Raw genomic sequence first — 16,658 nt, 5'->3', positions numbered from 1 at the left:
AGGGCAGTTAGAAATTTTTCTAACTGCCCTTTTAAAGCTTTAATAGTATTTGTAACTAATCGTATTTTGGTTTCTCAATTGGGTTACTGTATTTATCAAAGTAAAACATCGGGATATTTAGTTTTTCTAAGCCAGAAATGACTTCGGATCCTTTTCCAGTAACAATTATTCGCGTATTGTCTATTAAGAAATATTTGTTTGCAGCTTTCATCACGTCATCTGCAGTTACTGCATTGATGATTTTGATGTAGTTTTCATAAAAATCTCTAGGTAAGTCTTCGGTTTCTATATTGAGTGCGTAACGAGCAACCGATTCTGGTTTTTCGACCTTCATAACAAAGCGGCCAATGTATCCTGCTTTTACCTCTTGTAATAGTTCTTCAGAAACTTTTTCGGTTCTAATGCGTTTGATTTCTTTTATAAATTCGACTACAGCGCTATCTGTGGCTACTGTTCTTACTGATGAAGCCGACTTGAGCTTAGAAGTGTATTTCCCTGCTCCAACCAAAGCATTTGCTCCGTAAGTCCAGCCGTGTTCTTCTCTTAAGTTCATATTCAAGTAACTGTTGAAGCCGCCACCTAAAATATAGGTTGCAATAACAGCTGGAAAGAAATCTTTGTCGCTCATTTTTAAATCAATCGTATTCACAAGTGCAATTTCTGATTGTGATGCGCTTGGAACGTCAATAAAATTAATTTGAGTAAAAGGAACATTTTTAGCAGCAATGTAATTTGTATATTTCGTGTTTTTCTTTTTCCAAGAGCTAAAATAGTTTTCAATTATAGGCTTTATTTCCTTGAATTTTACATCACCAATCACAACAAGATAGGCATGGTCAGGAGCAAAGTAACTGTTGTAATTTGCTTTTACATCTTCAAGAGTAATGTTGTTAATTGTTTGCTCAGTAGTATATTCTCCGGAAGGATGACTTGTTCCGTAAGCTAAAGCATCAGTAACCCTGTCAGCAATTGCGGAAACACTTTTTTCTTGGGATTTGATACCTTCGAGTAATTTTGCTTTTTCTTTATCGAATTCCTCTTGAGTGAAACTAGGATACAGTGCGCCGTAAGTCATTAGTTCTAAAATACGTGCTGCATATTTAGAGAGTGAGCTTGCATAAGCGCCATGAGAACTAAATCCCATGTTTGCGCCTAGGAAATCTACTTCGTCATTAAAAGCATCTTTTTTAATCCTGATGTTGCCGTTTCCTATTAAATTACTGCACAGTAGGTCAACTCCTTTTTTACTTCCTTCTGCAAAGAGTGGGTTATCAATCGTTAAATTAAAAGTTACTTTAGGAAGTTTGTGGTTTTCTACAATCATCACTTTTAGTCCGTTGTCTAAAGTGAAAGATTGTGGTTTGTTTATGTTTACAACGGGGGCTTTTCCGGCTTTTGGTTGTGGGCGATCTTGTGCTTGCATGATTCCTGTTACTGATAATAGGATGAATAGAATAGTTGTTTTTTTCATGATAAGGGAAGCTTATTTCTGAGTCTTATCGGTAGCGGGAATATAATCTAGGATTAAACGCTGGTTGGGGTTCAGGTATTTTTTAGCGACAGCTCTAATCTCCTCTCTTGTGATGGATTGATAGGTTTCTATTTCGCTATTAATAAGGTTGATATCGCCATATAATAAGTAATATTTCGCTAAGTTTTCGGCAACACCTTCTACGTTTGAATTGTTGTTGATGTACTGATTTTCAAACTGATTTTGTAATTTTTGATAATCACGCTCCGAAATTAAATCGGTTTGTATTTTTACAATCTCTTCGTCTATTTCTTGTAGTAATTCAGTAGCCGTATGTGTTCCCATAGGTAAGCCGTAAAGAATGTACATTCCGTAGTCTTCTTGGCTAAAGCCCACAGCACCTATTTGTAATGCTATTTTTTTCTCATCTACAATTTTCTTGTATAATTTAGAGCTTTTTCCATCACTTAAATAAGAAGAAATCAAATTTAGAACGCGAGCGTCTCTCGTTTTCATAGACGGAGTTCTATAAGAGGCAATCACCATTGGTATTTGGATGTTTGGATCTTGGTAGGTCGCTCTTATGGTTTTGGTAATTGGTTCTTCAATAAATATTTCTTTTTTTATTTTTTCTCCTTTTTGGATGCTTCCAAAGTATTTTTGAATCCATTCCTTAGCGTTTTTCTTGTCAAAATCACCAGCGATTACAAGAACTGCATTGTTAGGGGAGTAGAATTTTTTATTAAAAGCCTGAAAATCTTCTAAAGTTGCTGTGTCTAATTGTTCCATTGATCCTATCGTAGACCATCGATAAGGATGATTGATAAATAGGTTTTTTTTAACTTCATTTATTATTTTACCGTAAGGGCGGTTGTCGTAACGGGAAGCTTTTTCTTCTTTAATCACTCCGTTTTGAGTATCAACACCAATCTGGTTAATTACGGGATGCATTAGTCTTTCGGATTCCATCCAAAGGGCTAATTCTAAGTTATTCGAAGGGAAAATTTCATAGTAATAAGTTCGGTCATCAGAGGTGTTAGCGTTGTTAGTTCCCCCATTTGATGATACTATTTTAAACCATTCTCCACGTTTTATATTTGCTGTTCCTTCAAATAAAAGATGTTCAAAAAAATGTGCAAAACCAGTTTTATTAGGGTTTTCATCTTTTGAACCTACGTGGTACATTACAGAGGTAAGTACAACAGGTGCAGATGGGTCGTGGTGTAAGATAACGTGCAATCCGTTGTCTAAATCATATTCTTCAAAAGCTATTTTTTGAGCATTTGCTACTCCACCAAGCATAAGGGCAGTACTTAATACCATTATCGTTTTTTTCATAAAGATTAATAAAATGTTGTATTTTGCAAAAGCATTACAAGAGAAATAATTGTCACTTCAAAAATACCGCTTTTTAATCAGCTATCTCGTTTTGTTTCTTTTTTTAGCAAAAGGATGTTGTTTTAATTTTTGTAAAGTATTGAAAATAGGCGATTAAGTAAATGAAATATTTTTTTTGATAAAGGGATTGCACAATAAAAATTAAAACGTATATTTGCAACCTTAAAAATCAATAAATCAATTTGATATGTATGCAATCGTAGAGATAGCAGGGCAACAATTTAAAGTAAGCAAAGACTTAAAGGTTTATGTTCACCGTTTAGCTAGTGAAGAAGGTTCAAAAATTTCTTTTGACAAAGTTCTTTTATTAGATGACAATGGAACAATCACTTTAGGCGCCCCAGCTATAGAAGGTGCTTCAGTAGAAGCTAAAGTGTTACAACACTTAAAAGGAGATAAAGTTATCGTTTTCAAGAAGAAAAGAAGAAAAGGATACAAAAAGAGAAACGGTCACAGACAGTATCTTACTCAAATTGTAATTGAAGGTATTACTGCAGCAGGTGCTCCTAAAAAAGCAGCTCCTAAAAAAGCAGCAGCTGAAGCAACTACAGAAGAAGCAGAAGCTCCTAAAGTAAAAAAAGCTCCAAAAGCAAAAGTTGCTAAAAAGGACGATACTAAAGAATAATAACAATATTAAAACTAATACGTCATGGCTCACAAGAAAGGTGTCGGTAGTTCGAAGAATGGTAGAGAATCAGAATCAAAACGTTTAGGTGTTAAGATTTTTGGTGGACAAGCTGCTATTGCAGGGAACATCATCGTAAGACAAAGAGGTTCAAAACACAATCCAGGTGCAAATGTTTACATCAGTAAAGATCACACACTACACGCAAGAGTAGATGGAGTTGTACACTTCCAAAAGAAAAGAGATAACAAATCTTACGTTTCTATACTTCCATTTGAAGTTGAAGCATAATTGATTTACTCAATTTATTTAAAAACCCAATCTGAAAAGATTGGGTTTTTTATTTTAGATTAATACCCAACAGTAAATCGTTGATTAGAAAATTGTTTATTGTCAACTTCATCAAGAATTGCCACCGCAAAATCTTCCATAGAAATAGAACTTTCTCCTTTTTCATTGGCAATTAAATTATCTTTTCCTATACGGAATTGACCTGTTTTTTCACCTTCAAAAATGTATGCAGCTGGAGATACATTGGTCCAATTTACTCCTTCTGATTTGCGGTAAATATTATGTAAGGCATCTTTATGTGCTAGTGCAACGCCTTTGTATGCTTCTGGAAAATTTGGAGAATCTACTAATAGTTCATTTTTTCCAATCAATAAACTACCTGCTCCGCCAACAACTATTAGACGTTGTGCATTTTTTTTAACAGCTCCCAAAATTGATTCGCTCGCAGTAGAAAGTTTAGCTGGATTATCTAAAGGTGGTGCGTAGGCACTAATAACTAGATCACTATCTTTTAGGGCATTTGCCAAAGCTTCGGTGTCAAAAATATCTACAACAGTAGTTGGTGTATTCTCTAGCTCAAAAAAAGATATTGGTTTTGAAGTGATTAAATGCAAATCGTGTTTGCGTAAAGCAGCCTCTTTTGTGATTCTTTGTCCGATGTTTCCACCAGCTCCTAAAATTGAAATTTTCATTTTTTTTGTTTTTAATTATTATTTGTAATAATTTTTATGACAGTTGTTTTTAAAAAAAAGCTAAAATTGATTTTTGAAAGATTCTAATGTTTGCTTGTTTAGTGATTCGATAATAGCATCATCAACACTAATAAAGATATTGTCTAATTTGCTTTGAATTTGTCTACCAATTGGGCAGTTGGGATTTGGCGTATTACTGCAAAATCCTAGGACATGATTGTCCCCTTTTGCTATTTTAAAAATTGTAGATAGGAGAATTTTATTTGCGTCTTGTGCTAAACGAACACCCCCATTTTTACCTTCTTTGCTTTCGATAAGTCCGCCAGTTTTTAATGTTTTAATTTCATTTCTAACTAATACTGCATTGATATTCAAACTCCCAGCAATAAATGCAGAAGTATGCCATTCATCCTTATTATGAGCTAGAATGGTCATGATATGTAAAGCTATAGAAAATTTTGACTTAACCATTTTATTCTGTATTAATTTTTATTACAGTACAAATGTACTACTATTTTTTTTTAAATTGATTGGTTTCTTAATGTTTTTTAAATTCAAAAAACCTTGCTAGTTGAACGTAGTTCTCGTAGCAAGGTTTTAATATAAATTAAAAGCTAAATTATTTAACTTTCATTTTTTCAAGAGAATTGTTATACCCTTTTTTAGCATCTTCTTTTGCTTTTGCTGCAGCCGCTTCGGCATCTGCTTTAGCTTTTGTAGCTGCTTCTACAGTATTGTCTTTTGCTTTATTGATTGCTGCTTTAGCTTCGGTAACAGATTCTTTTGCATCTTCATTAACTTTGTTAGCAGCGCCTTCTATTTTGGCTCCTGTTTCATCAAGATTTTCCTTCATGTCAGTGCCCATTTCAGTAGCTTTGCTTTTAGCAGTTTCCCAAGAAGATTTTGCATTGTCAACTGCTTCTTGTGCTATCTTTTCAGCCTCAGCATCTCCGCTTTTTTTTGCTTCCTCTAGTTTTAAAACAGCGTCATCGTAAGCTGTTTGCAATGCTGTAACATCAGTAGATATTGTTGTTGTTTCAGTAGTTGATGTTGGCGTAATTTCTGTTGTTGTTTCTTTTTTACATGAGGTAGCAAAAATTAAAGCTACAACAGACATACTTAAGATAATTTTTTTCATTTGGTTGTTTTATTAAATTATTATACTACAAATTGTATGCCAAAAAGAAAAGTGTGAGTAACAGCATCTTTTAAAGTTAATGTACTTTTATTTATGTTTTAGCGTCTTTTTTCTCTTTTCTTAGCCTTTTCTTTTCTTCTCTTTCAGCTTTTTGTATTTTAATTTTTTCCTCAGATTCGGCTATAGTTTTCTTGAAATTATCTATGTTAGAATTACTTGTTTCAATTTTTGTTTGTATTTTATTCACATCTTCTGTTGCTTTACTAACTTTTGCTTCTGCTTTAGCCACGTATTTTTCTTGTGAGTTGCTGTTTTTTAGGTTCGCTAGTTTGGCTTTTTCTGAGTTTAAGTCAGTTTCTTTTTTATTTAATTTTTTAGTAAGTTTTTCTTTTTTCCTTACTTCACTTAATAGTTTGTTTTCGGTTGAAGCGCGCATAGAAGAAAGAATGACTAAATCGCGTTGCTGCCTTTGTATTTGTAAATACATTTGGTTTTGCTGTCTAACTATATTATTAGTCATGTTCATTTGTCTTTGTGCACTTGAAAATTGTGCTGTAGCTAAAAATGGCGCTAGTGTGAGAAGTAGTAGGAGTAAACGTGTTTTCATAATTGAGAATGCGGACTAATTTGTATTAAAAGTAATAAAAACAAATGGAGTGAGAGCGTTGTGTTGTAACTTTTTGCGTGAGGGGTTGTAGCGGCATCCTTTTATGTAGTCTCGATGATAATGGAGACTATTAAAAGATACAGCGAATAACCCGACCCCGACCCCGATAGCTATCGGGGTTACGAAGGGGCACGCCCAAAAACAAAAAACCCTTGCTCCCGATAGTTATCGGTAATGCAAGGGGTTTTTTTATTATCAATTTTAGCTAATTACTATTGACTAGTAACTAATTACTAAAAATTTAGTATCTGTAGTATTCAGGTTTGAATGGACCATCAACAGGAACGCCAATGTATGCTGCTTGATCATCACGTAAAGTCTCTAATTCAACTCCTAATTTAGCAAGGTGTAACATAGCTACTTTCTCATCTAAATGTTTTGGTAACATATAAACGTCATTGTCGTAATTTGCACTGTTTTTCCACAATTCGATTTGCGCTAAAGTTTGGTTTGTAAATGAATTACTCATTACAAAACTTGGGTGACCTGTAGCACAACCAAGGTTTACCAAACGACCTTCAGCCAAAAGGATGATGTCTTTACCGTTGATAGTATATTTATCAACTTGTGGTTTGATCTCTACTTTAGAAGCTCCGTGGTTAGTGTTCAACCAAGCAACTGCAATTTCGTTATCAAAATGTCCGATATTACAAACGATCGTTTTATCTTTCATTTGCTCAAAGTGAGAACCAAGAACGATATCTTTATTTCCAGTAGTTGTAATGATGATATCAGCATTTCCAACAACAGTGTTTAATTTTTTAACTTCAAAACCGTCCATTGCAGCTTGTAAAGCACAAATTGGGTCAATTTCAGTTACTGTAACAATAGATCCAGCACCTCTAAAAGAAGCAGCAGTACCTTTTCCTACGTCACCGTATCCACATACAACAACTCTTTTACCAGCAAGCATAATATCAGTTGCACGACGAACTGCATCAACTGCAGATTCTTTACAACCGTATTTATTGTCAAATTTCGATTTAGTAACCGAGTCATTAACGTTGATTGCAGGCATTGGTAAAGTTCCCGCTTTTACTCTTTCGTACAATCTGTGAACTCCAGTTGTAGTCTCTTCAGACAATCCTTTGATTCCAGCAACTAAATGAGGGTAACGGTCAATAACCATGTTGGTCAAATCTCCACCATCATCAAGAATCATGTTCAATGGTTTTCTATCTTCACCAAAGAATAGTGTTTGTTCGATACACCAGTCAAAATCCTCTTCATTCAATCCTTTCCAAGCATAAACTTGAATTCCAGCAGCAGCCATAGCAGCAGCAGCTTGATCTTGAGTAGAGAAAATGTTACAAGATGACCAAGTTACTTCAGCACCAAGAGCAATTAAAGTCTCGATTAAAACTGCAGTTTGGATCGTCATGTGTAAACATCCAGCAATACGAGAACCAGCAAGTGGTTGTTCGTCTTTATATTCAGAGCGAAGTGCCATTAAACCTGGCATTTCAGCTTCTGCTAATTCAATTTCTTTTCTTCCCCAGGCTGCTAGAGAGATATCTTTTACTTTGAAAGCCACAAAAGGCATAGTTGTAGTACTCATTTATAGTATATTTGTAATTGTAATTTTTGCAAATTTACGCATTAACTTACTATTTTAAAAGGATTCAGCAATATTTATGAATTGTTTAGTATTGTAATCTTTTAAAAATCAGTAAAATAATAATTATAAAGATCGTTTAGCTTCATTTTCAGGAGCTAATCCCGCTGTTCACTATATCTTTTTATCTTGCAGTTATTTTCAGATGCCTGAAACAACAGCAAGATAAAAAGGATGCCGTTGCCATCGGGGCTAAAAAAAAACCAAGATACAACCAGATGCCTTTATACAAAATCATCCAGCATAATGCAAACACCCAAATCCTTATTTGGGAAATAACCGAATCTTACGACCAGCTTTTTAGTGAGGTAGTGCTTAACATGAAAAACAGAATTCGGCTAAGCGGAATGAAGTCTGAAATGCACCAACGTGGTTTTTTGAGTGTGCGTAAGTTATTGCAAGAAGCAGGATTTAATGATCTTGATTTGTATTATGACGAAAACGGTAAGCCACATCTAAAAGACGAAAACCATATTTCGATTACGCATTCTCACAATTTCTCGGCCATTATTATAAGTAATGAAACGGTAGGAATCGACATCGAATTGCAACGCGAAAAAATTATAAGAATTGCAGATAAATTTGTAGATAAAGAATTTAAATACCTTAATAAAAAAGAATCAAAAAGCTACATCAAAAAACTCACCGTGATTTGGGGAGCTAAAGAAGCTATCTTTAAAATTAGAAACGAAAAAGGAATTAGTTTTAAAGACAATATCATTGTTAAACCCTTTGATCTAGAAAATCAAGAAACCATTGCCGACCTACATTTTGAAGGATTGTCTCAAAAATACATTGTTAAATACGAAGAATTTGCAGGCTTTAGTTTGGTTTACGCCTTTGAAGAAAAAAGTGAACTTAGAGAATAAAAATAAGAGTTTGTAATTATTAAAATTTACCTCCATTTGATCAATCCCTTAGGATTAACATACTTCACTTTTACAAACTACTCTTTAGCTCTACTATTAAACATTCCCATATAAATAAAAGTCCCCATTTTTCGGGCTCTACGTTTTAATATATCTACGTTTTCGCCTTCAAAAAGTTCGTCTAGCGTTTGTGACCAGTAATTCAACCAAATTCCAAATTCATTAGGTCCTATTTTACCTCCAAAATGATTGTCAACTTTTACATGAGCTTTTAAAGGATCGCCTTTGTACATCTTACCACCAAAGAGATTCATCTCCCAAAAATCAGTCAGTTTCTCGAGATGCTCGTCCCAATCAGTAATCATTTCGTTAAAATAAAAAGCAATTTCTTTGTCGGCTCTTATTTTACCGTAAAAAGTGTGCACTAATAGGGATAAGTCTTCTCTGGTAGTAATGTCTTTAAGCATTCTATAAAATGTTTAATATTATGAAGAGCATACTAGTAATGGCGCTCATAATAAGGGTGTTAAAAATTAATTTGTGGTTCATTTGTGCTAATATAAAAGTGTTAGCAAGCATGCTTACTAATACAATTAATGCTAGTTGAGCCATTTGTAGTAATGAAGTTCCATTAGACAATACCGTCATTGCCGCTACTCCTCCTAGACAACTTTGTCCTAAGATTCCCATTGTTGCATATCCAAAAAAACCGTGGTCAAAATTTACGAATGTTTTGTTGTAAAGTGTCATAATAATTTGATTTAATACAGCAAATTTACAATTACTCTAAGCTACTCTTTTATGATTGAAATCATAAAGTGGCAGTTTTTCGATATACCTTTCTATTGATGATTTGTAATTCCTTCTTTTTCTCTAATGCTTTAATTGCTCTAATCACAGTCTCTACCCGGAGTCCCGTTAAGTCGCCTATTTGTTGTCGGGTAAAATGAATGAGATAGCCGTTGCTGTCATGCTCTAAATTAAAATGTGTTATAGCGTAATCTAGTAATCGTAATACGCGATGCTCAGGTTCATGGGAGGAAATTTCAGCAGCCATAACTGATTTGTAGTACAGGCGTTGTGCTAAATTTTCAATGATTTGAATGCTAATCAACGGCTGTTTTTTAAGTAATTCAAAAAACTGCTCTTTCTTTACACAAATAATAGTAGCGTTTTCTACCACAATAGCATTTGCAGGATAATTTTGCTGAATAAAAAGAGGTGGTTCTCCAAAGCATTGTTCTTTGTAAAATAAGCCTTGAATAAACTCACGACCGTCATCATTGTAATTATTCATTTTGACTTCTCCCGAAACAATTTGGTAGTAATGGGTAGGAAGCGTTCCTTCTTCAAAAATGATTTCAGATTTGCCAAATTCCTTCAAAACCCCACCATATTTTTCTAGTAAATCAATTGCAATCATAGTTTGGAAATTATAGAATCATAGTTATTTGGAATAAAATACTGCTTGGACTTTTAAAAAAAGCGGTTACTTTTACAGCCTGATGCAAAATAACAACAAGATATACCAAGAAATACTAAATTGTAAAGCTAATAAAAAGAAATTATTAGCCATTCTACTAGATCCAGATAAAATTGTTTGGGAAAGTTTAGACAATTTAATACATAAAATAATAAATTCACCAGCAACTCATGTTTTCATTGGTGGAAGCCTAGTAACTTCTAACAGAATAGATGAATTGATTATTCGTTTAAAACAAAAAGTAGATTTACCTATTATTCTTTTTCCAGGGAATCCGTCCCAAATTTCGAATGAAGCTGATGGGATTTTGTTTCTTTCGCTTCTTTCAGGTCGCAATCCAGATTATTTGATAGGGCATCAGGTAAAAGCGGCACCCATTTTATACAAATCAAAACTAGAAATTGTTCCTACAGGATATCTTTTAATTTCTGGCGGAAGCACTACTGCTGTTGAGTATGTTAGTAAAACAAATCCTATAGATAGAGCTGATGCAGAACTAGCTTTGGCTACAGCCTTAGCAGGTGAAATGATGGGGAATAAATTAATTTACCTTGAAGCGGGGAGTGGTGCGCAACAAGCTGTTCCTGAAAATATTATTGAGTTAGTGTCTCGAAATTTAACAATTCCTTTAATTGTTGGTGGTGGAATTGTAGATTTGCAAGGAATAAAAAAAGCGTATGATTCTGGAGCCGACTTGGTTGTGATAGGAACAGCTTTTGAAAAGGATATTCATTTTTTCGATACAAATAAAAACCTAGAATAGCATGTTTGATTATTTTTTCGCACAATATAGTGCGTACCCAGTTCATGAAGTATATTTAGAGCTTATTGCTGTTTTTTTTGGGCTATGCAGTGTTTGGTACGCTAAGAAAGATAATATTTTAGTATTCCCTACGGGTTTGATTAGTACCTCTATTTACGCATACCTACTGTGGCAATGGAGCCTTTTAGGAGACTCGATGATTAATGTCTATTATTTTATCATGAGCATCTATGGATGGTACCACTGGACACGTAAAAATGGGGATATTGAGGAGTACCCAATAGCAGTAATGACAAGCAAAGACAAAGTGCAGGCAGTGATTATTTTTGTTTTGACTTTGGTATTTGTAGTTTTTGTGTATCTTTATTTTAAAAAGTTCACAAGCTGGTATTCTTATTTAGATACCCTTCTTACAGCAATATTTTTTGTAGGGATGTGGCTAATGGCTAAAAGAAAAATCGAAAACTGGATTTTTTGGATATTAGGTGATTTACTTTCCGTACCGCTTTATTTTGCAAAAGGATATACCTTTACTAGTATTCAATATGTAGTATTCACAATTATTGCCGTATATGGCTATTTAGAATGGAAGAAAATCTTAAACAACAGAAAACTGACGTCTTAAAAATTGCCATGTTTGGTCCTGAAAGTACCGGTAAAACAACATTGGCGATACAGTTATCGGATCATTATAAAACAGCTTGGGTTCCTGAGTTTGCAAGAGATTATTTGCAAGAAAAATGGAATAAAAAGCAAGAGATTTGTACTGTTGAGGATATGTTGCCAATAGCTTATGGACAAGCAAAACTAGAAAATGAAAAATTAGCTCAGGCTACTAAATTTTTGTTTTGTGATACGAACTTAATGGTTACAAAAGTTTTCTCAGAAGTATATTATAATTATTGTGATCCCTTACTAGATAAGGCGGCACAAGAGCATGAATATGATTTGTTTTTTTTAACGGATATTGATGTGCCTTGGGAAAAAGACGATTTGAGAGACAGACCAAGCGGAAGAGAATCTGTTTTTTCAGTATTTAAAAAGTCTTTGATTGATAATCATAAACCTTTTATAACGCTATCAGGAGATAAAGCGCTCCGATTAAATAAAGCAATCAAAATTATTGATGATTTGGCTGTAGCCAAAGAATTAGGTTTGTCATCAGTAGATTTTGTGCAAATCTATGAGCACGGAATCCCCTTTGAAAATATTGTAGCGCAATTGAATTTTTTTAAAAGTGGTATCCCTAAAGCAAAATTAGTGGAACCAGCAGCTGTTTCAAACGGAATTTTAAAATTATCAAAAGATGAATTTCGCCAGAAAGCGACTTATTTTGATGATAATAAATCAAATTTATTACTTGAGAAATTTGTTCCAGCATCTGGAGCCGCCTCGAGAATGTTTAAATTTTTAAATGTTTTTTTGAATAGATTTGATATAGAGAGAGAGACTATAAACTCCTATATAAACAGACGTAAAGATAACGAACTTGCTGTTTTTATTGTAGGTACTGATCGTTTTCCGTTTTTTAATGAAGTATATGAAAAACTGGTTAGTGAAATAGAAAATTTTGAAGATTTAGAACGAGATTATAAAAATTACTATTTTATAAAATTCTTGATATCAAATGAGTATTTCAATTACGCAGAAAAGCCCAAAGGGATACTGCCATTTCATAAATATGCTGATAATATAGCAACTCCTATTGAGGAGCATTTATACGAGTGTGGGTATTATGCAAGTGTTGATGATAAGTCACTGTTGCATTTTACGGTATCACAAGAACATCAGGTATTGTTTGAGGATATTATAACTTCGGTTCAAGACCTTGTAAAAAAAGAAACCAATACTACAGTTACGGTTAATTATTCTTTCCAAAATAAAAGTACTGATACCATTGCGGTAACGCTTTCAAATACTCCTTTTCATGATGAGAATGGGGCACTAGTTTTTAGACCAGGAGGACACGGTGCATTAATTGAAAACTTAAACAAGTTAGAGGCAGATGTTATTTTTATTAAAAATATTGATAATGTAATTCAAAATAATAATGAGGTAATAGCACTTTATAAAAAAGCGCTAGGCGGAATATTATTAGAAACGCAAAAGCAAATTTTCTCGTATTTGGAACAAATTGATGCTAATTCTTTGAAGGAAGAAAATATAGAACAAGTTCTTGATTTTTTGAAAGAGAACCTTTGTATTAAAATAGATGAGAATTTTCATAGCTGGACCCTTAAGGCTAAGATTGACTACATAAAAAATAAATTAAACCGACCTATACGTGTATGTGGTGTGGTTAAAAATGAAGGAGAACCTGGTGGAGGACCATTCTGGGTTCAAGATTACAAAAAAGCGGTTTCATTACAAATTGTAGAATCCTCACAAGTAGATCTGGATAACGAAGATCAAGCCGCTATTATGGCGGATGCTTCCCATTTTAATCCAGTGGATTTAGTTTGTGCCATTAGAAATTATAAAGGAGAAAAATTTAATTTAAACAACTATATCGACAAGGATAGTGGTTTTATTGTAGAGAAAAACACCTCTGGAAATACTATAAAAGCTTATGAATTACCTGGTTTATGGAATGGAGCAATGGCAAACTGGATTACATTATTTGTTGAGGTTCCTTTAATTACATTTAACCCGGTGAAGACTGTAAATGACTTACTAAAAGATCCGCATCAGCGTAGCAAAATATGGAAAATATAGCGTTAATTACAGAGCTTCAATACAAAGCGGTTAGAAGCAGTGGAGCCGGAGGTCAAAATGTGAATAAAGTATCTTCAAAGGTGGTGCTGAGTTTTGATTTGCCAAATTCAAAAGCTTTAACAGATGAAGAGAAAACTTTGCTCAAAATTAATCTTTCAACTAGATTAACGAATGAGTCTGTTTTAATTTTAAATTGTGATGAAGATAGAAGCCAACTTAAAAACAAAGAAATTGTTACTAAGCGATTTTTTCAAATTATAAAAAAAGGTTTAGAAGTTCCTAAAAAACGAAAACCAACAAGAATTCCTAAATCAGTCATTAGAAAAAGACTAAATAATAAAAAAAACACATCAAAACTCAAAGCAACACGCAAGCGTCCAGATGTGGAATAATGTGTTAAATAATTTTAGAATTTCTTGTTTGATTTTTGAGATTTTTAGAATTACATTTGCGATGTCTCAAAGGGGTGCCAAAATCTAGGAATAGAATGAAAGCTGAGATTATACCCAACGAACCTGGACGAGTAATGTTGTCAAGGGAAAAAATGACTTAAAAGTGTTTTGCTCTTTTGTCATACGAACAATCAATTACAAATTTAACAACAAGAATAATTCCCCCTTTTATTCGTGATTTTTTACGAATGAAAACTATTATTGATCACAATCCTACAGTTTTGGGAGCAAAGTTGCAAAGTTGCAAAGTTGCAAAAAAACGAAAATTGGCAATCTCTACGTCAATTCTTTTTGCTCTAATTTCTTTCCACTCTTTTTCACAAGTTAAAGATACTACTGCAGTTAATAAACTGGATGAGGTATTGGTTTCGGCTGTTCGTGTGACTACTAAAACACCTGTGAGTTTCAGTAATTTGAGTAAGAAAGAAATTGCTCCACGTAATTTGGGACAAGACATTCCTATTTTAATGAATTATTTGCCATCTGTAGTAACTACTTCTGATGCTGGAAATGGTGTAGGATATACCGGAATAAGAGTTCGTGGTAGTGATGCAACTCGTGTCAATGTAACCATCAACGGAATTCCGTACAACGACTCTGAGAGTCATGGGACGTATTGGGTAAACATGCCTGATTTTGCTTCTTCTTTAGAGAGTTTGCAATTGCAACGTGGAGTGGGAACTTCTACAAATGGTTCAGGTGCTTTTGGCGCAAGCCTAAACATGCTCACAGATAGTTACGCTAAAAAAAGCAATGGCGAAGTTTCTAATTCTTTTGGAAGTTTTAACACTAGAAAGCATACTGTAAAATTTAGTACGGGATTATTAAACGATCATTTTGAACTTGCGGGACGAATTTCAGCATTAAAAAGTGATGGATATATTGATCGTGCTTCCTCTGATTTAAAATCGTATTTCTTACAAGGGACGTATGTGGGTAAAACTACTTTGATTAAAGCATTGGCTTTTGGAGGGACTGAGAAAACGTATCAGTCTTGGAATGGTTTGGAGGACTTGGATGTTTTGAAAAATAACCGAACCTTTAATACAGCTGGAATGTATACCGATGAATTGGGTAACACTCGTTTTTATGATAATGAAACTGATAATTACCAACAAGATCATTATCAATTACATTGGAATGAAAAGCTGTCGTACAATTGGAATACAAATTTAGCTTTTCATTATACAAAAGGTAGCGGTTATTATGAAAATTACAAAGAGGATGCTGATTTTGGAGATTATAAATTAACGCCTTTAGTAATAGCAACTGAGACAATTAATTCAACTGATTTAGTACGTCAAAAATGGTTGGATAATGATTTTTACGGAACGACTTTTTCGGCTAATTATAAAAAGGATAAGCTAGACGTAATTCTTGGTGGAGGTTATAATAAATACGAAGGGACTCATTTTGGGAAGGTAATTTGGGCACGATTTGCATCTCAAAGTGAATTAGGAGATCGTTATTATAGTGATGGCGCTACTAAAACAGACGGGAATGTTTTTGCGAAAGCAAACTATCAAGTAACTGAAAAGTTGAGTTTATATGGGGATCTGCAGTTGCGTAATGTACATTATAAAGCCAATAGTGACGAAACTGGAATAGTAAACGATAATTTCAATTTTTTTAATCCAAAGACAGGTTTGAATTTTGAAATCAATAAAAACAATCAGTTGTATGCTTCGTATGCAAAAGCAAATCGCGAACCTAATAGAACAGACTACGAAAATGGGAGTCCGAAACCTGAAAAATTAGACGATATCGAATTGGGATTTCGTCATAATTCGGCTAAGGTAAAGCTTAACGCAAACGCCTATTTGATGTACTATAAAGACCAATTAATACTAACTGGAGCGCTAGACGACATAGGGGCGCCAATACGTAAAAACAGTGGCGATAGTTACCGTATAGGAATAGAACTTGACGCTACTGTAGCAGTTTTAGACAACCTAATTATCAGGCCTAATGTTACCATTAGTAATAATAAAAATAAAGATTTCTTTTTTAGTCGTGATGGCGTTTTAACTAATTTAGGGAATACTAATATTGCTTATTCTCCTGATTTTATTGCTGGAAATATCATTACATTTTTACCAGTTACTAATTTCCAAGTGTCTTTACTTTCTAAGTTTGTAGGGGAACAATACATGGGGAATATCGATTCAGATAATTCTAAATTGAAATCCTACTTTGTAAGCGATATTAATGTTTCTTATGAGTTTAAACCTAAGTCGGTTTTTAAATCTATTTTGATTACTGGATTAGTGAACAACGTTTTTGATTATAAGTACATTTCTAACGGGTATTTTTATACTTATGATGATGATTATTCAAACCCGGGTACAGTAACTACAATTGAAGGAGCGGGTTATTATCCTCAAGCTAGAATTAATTTTTTACTAGGATTGACATTGAAGTTTTAGTTTGGATTTTAACAAATATAAAAAAGCCTGAAAGTATTTGCTTTCAGGTTTTT

The 16,658-nt window shown here is 33.7% G+C and carries 18 protein-coding genes; 8 read left to right on the top strand and 10 right to left on the bottom strand.

Annotated elements, in window-relative coordinates; genetic code table 11:
• Positions 1-55 precede the first annotated feature (55 nt).
• On the bottom strand, positions 56-1,471 hold the full coding sequence (locus HNP99_RS02000) for a M16 family metallopeptidase (RefSeq protein WP_254596802.1): 1,416 nt from the start codon (positions 1,469-1,471) through the stop codon (positions 56-58).
• Positions 1,472-1,483: 12 nt separating this feature from the next.
• Positions 1,484-2,809 (bottom strand): M16 family metallopeptidase, encoded by a 1,326-nt coding sequence (locus tag HNP99_RS01995; protein WP_173850736.1) that lies wholly within the window; start codon positions 2,807-2,809, stop codon positions 1,484-1,486.
• A gap of 247 nt (positions 2,810-3,056) precedes the next feature.
• Between HNP99_RS01995 and rplU the strand changes: the two genes are divergently transcribed.
• The gene (gene rplU, locus HNP99_RS01990) at positions 3,057-3,494 is read left to right on the top strand and encodes a 50S ribosomal protein L21 (RefSeq protein ID WP_173850734.1); all 438 of its coding nucleotides are present in this window, start codon (positions 3,057-3,059) and stop codon (positions 3,492-3,494) included.
• A 24-nt stretch (positions 3,495-3,518) separates the two neighbouring features.
• Positions 3,519-3,785, top strand: coding sequence for a 50S ribosomal protein L27 (gene rpmA, locus HNP99_RS01985; protein ID WP_091082981.1), 267 nt, complete (start codon positions 3,519-3,521; stop codon positions 3,783-3,785).
• A 59-nt stretch (positions 3,786-3,844) separates the two neighbouring features.
• Here the strand turns inward: rpmA and HNP99_RS01980 are convergent, their stop codons facing one another.
• The 5 genes from HNP99_RS01980 to ahcY form a co-directional block, all read right to left on the bottom strand.
• Positions 3,845-4,477 (bottom strand): NAD(P)-dependent oxidoreductase, encoded by a 633-nt coding sequence (locus HNP99_RS01980; RefSeq protein WP_173850732.1) that lies wholly within the window; start codon positions 4,475-4,477, stop codon positions 3,845-3,847.
• Positions 4,478-4,537: 60 nt separating this feature from the next.
• Positions 4,538-4,948: an Rrf2 family transcriptional regulator gene (locus tag HNP99_RS01975; RefSeq protein WP_173850730.1), complete on the bottom strand. Its 411-nt coding sequence runs from the start codon at positions 4,946-4,948 to the stop codon at positions 4,538-4,540.
• A 148-nt stretch (positions 4,949-5,096) separates the two neighbouring features.
• Positions 5,097-5,615 carry a hypothetical protein gene (locus HNP99_RS01970; RefSeq protein WP_173850728.1) on the bottom strand — a complete coding sequence of 173 codons (519 nt, stop codon included), beginning with the start codon at positions 5,613-5,615 and terminating at the stop codon, positions 5,097-5,099.
• A 91-nt stretch (positions 5,616-5,706) separates the two neighbouring features.
• On the bottom strand, positions 5,707-6,222 hold the full coding sequence (locus tag HNP99_RS01965) for a hypothetical protein (RefSeq protein WP_173850726.1): 516 nt from the start codon (positions 6,220-6,222) through the stop codon (positions 5,707-5,709).
• 301 nt (positions 6,223-6,523) lie between these two features.
• Entirely contained in the window at positions 6,524-7,840 is a 1,317-nt protein-coding gene (gene ahcY, locus HNP99_RS01960; RefSeq protein ID WP_173850724.1) for an adenosylhomocysteinase, read from the bottom strand.
• Between the two features lie 275 nt (positions 7,841-8,115).
• Between ahcY and HNP99_RS01955 the strand changes: the two genes are divergently transcribed.
• Positions 8,116-8,766, top strand: coding sequence for a 4'-phosphopantetheinyl transferase family protein (locus HNP99_RS01955; RefSeq protein ID WP_173850722.1), 651 nt, complete (start codon positions 8,116-8,118; stop codon positions 8,764-8,766).
• Between the two features lie 77 nt (positions 8,767-8,843).
• Here HNP99_RS01955 and HNP99_RS01950 read toward each other — a convergent pair whose 3' ends face one another.
• From HNP99_RS01950 to HNP99_RS01940, 3 genes are all read right to left on the bottom strand, one after another.
• A complete protein-coding gene (locus HNP99_RS01950) occupies positions 8,844-9,233 on the bottom strand; it encodes a group III truncated hemoglobin (RefSeq protein WP_173850720.1) in 390 nt (129 codons plus the stop codon).
• Between the two features lies 1 nt (position 9,234).
• Complete coding sequence (locus tag HNP99_RS01945) at positions 9,235-9,516, bottom strand: hypothetical protein (protein WP_173850718.1); 282 nt, start codon at positions 9,514-9,516, stop codon at positions 9,235-9,237.
• A 61-nt stretch (positions 9,517-9,577) separates the two neighbouring features.
• Positions 9,578-10,189 carry a Crp/Fnr family transcriptional regulator gene (locus HNP99_RS01940; RefSeq protein ID WP_173850716.1) on the bottom strand — a complete coding sequence of 204 codons (612 nt, stop codon included), beginning with the start codon at positions 10,187-10,189 and terminating at the stop codon, positions 9,578-9,580.
• 82 nt (positions 10,190-10,271) lie between these two features.
• Here HNP99_RS01940 and HNP99_RS01935 point away from each other — a divergent pair, with 82 nt between their 5' ends.
• The 5 genes from HNP99_RS01935 to HNP99_RS01915 all read left to right on the top strand — a co-directional run bounded on the left by HNP99_RS01935 (position 10,272) and on the right by HNP99_RS01915 (position 16,605).
• Entirely contained in the window at positions 10,272-11,012 is a 741-nt protein-coding gene (locus HNP99_RS01935; protein WP_173850714.1) for a phosphoglycerol geranylgeranyltransferase, read from the top strand.
• 1 nt (position 11,013) lies between these two features.
• Positions 11,014-11,637: a nicotinamide riboside transporter PnuC gene (gene pnuC, locus HNP99_RS01930; RefSeq protein ID WP_173850711.1), complete on the top strand. Its 624-nt coding sequence runs from the start codon at positions 11,014-11,016 to the stop codon at positions 11,635-11,637.
• Complete coding sequence (locus HNP99_RS01925) at positions 11,598-13,727, top strand: DUF4301 family protein (RefSeq protein WP_173850709.1); 2,130 nt, start codon at positions 11,598-11,600, stop codon at positions 13,725-13,727. The genes pnuC and HNP99_RS01925 overlap by 40 nt, the downstream gene beginning before the upstream one ends.
• Positions 13,715-14,119, top strand: a complete 405-nt coding sequence (gene arfB / locus HNP99_RS01920; protein WP_173850707.1) for an alternative ribosome rescue aminoacyl-tRNA hydrolase ArfB — start codon at positions 13,715-13,717, stop codon at positions 14,117-14,119. Before HNP99_RS01925 ends, arfB begins: the two co-directional genes overlap by 13 nt.
• A 248-nt stretch (positions 14,120-14,367) precedes the next feature.
• Positions 14,368-16,605, top strand: a complete 2,238-nt coding sequence (locus HNP99_RS01915) for a TonB-dependent receptor (protein ID WP_173850705.1) — start codon at positions 14,368-14,370, stop codon at positions 16,603-16,605.
• The last annotated feature ends 53 nt before the right edge of the window (positions 16,606-16,658 follow it).

This window comes from Flavobacterium gelidicaeli (assembly GCF_013294005.1).
In the GTDB taxonomy this organism is placed as follows: Bacteria; Bacteroidota; Bacteroidia; order Flavobacteriales; family Flavobacteriaceae; genus Flavobacterium.
This window is presented reverse-complemented; position numbering and strand designations above follow the sequence as displayed.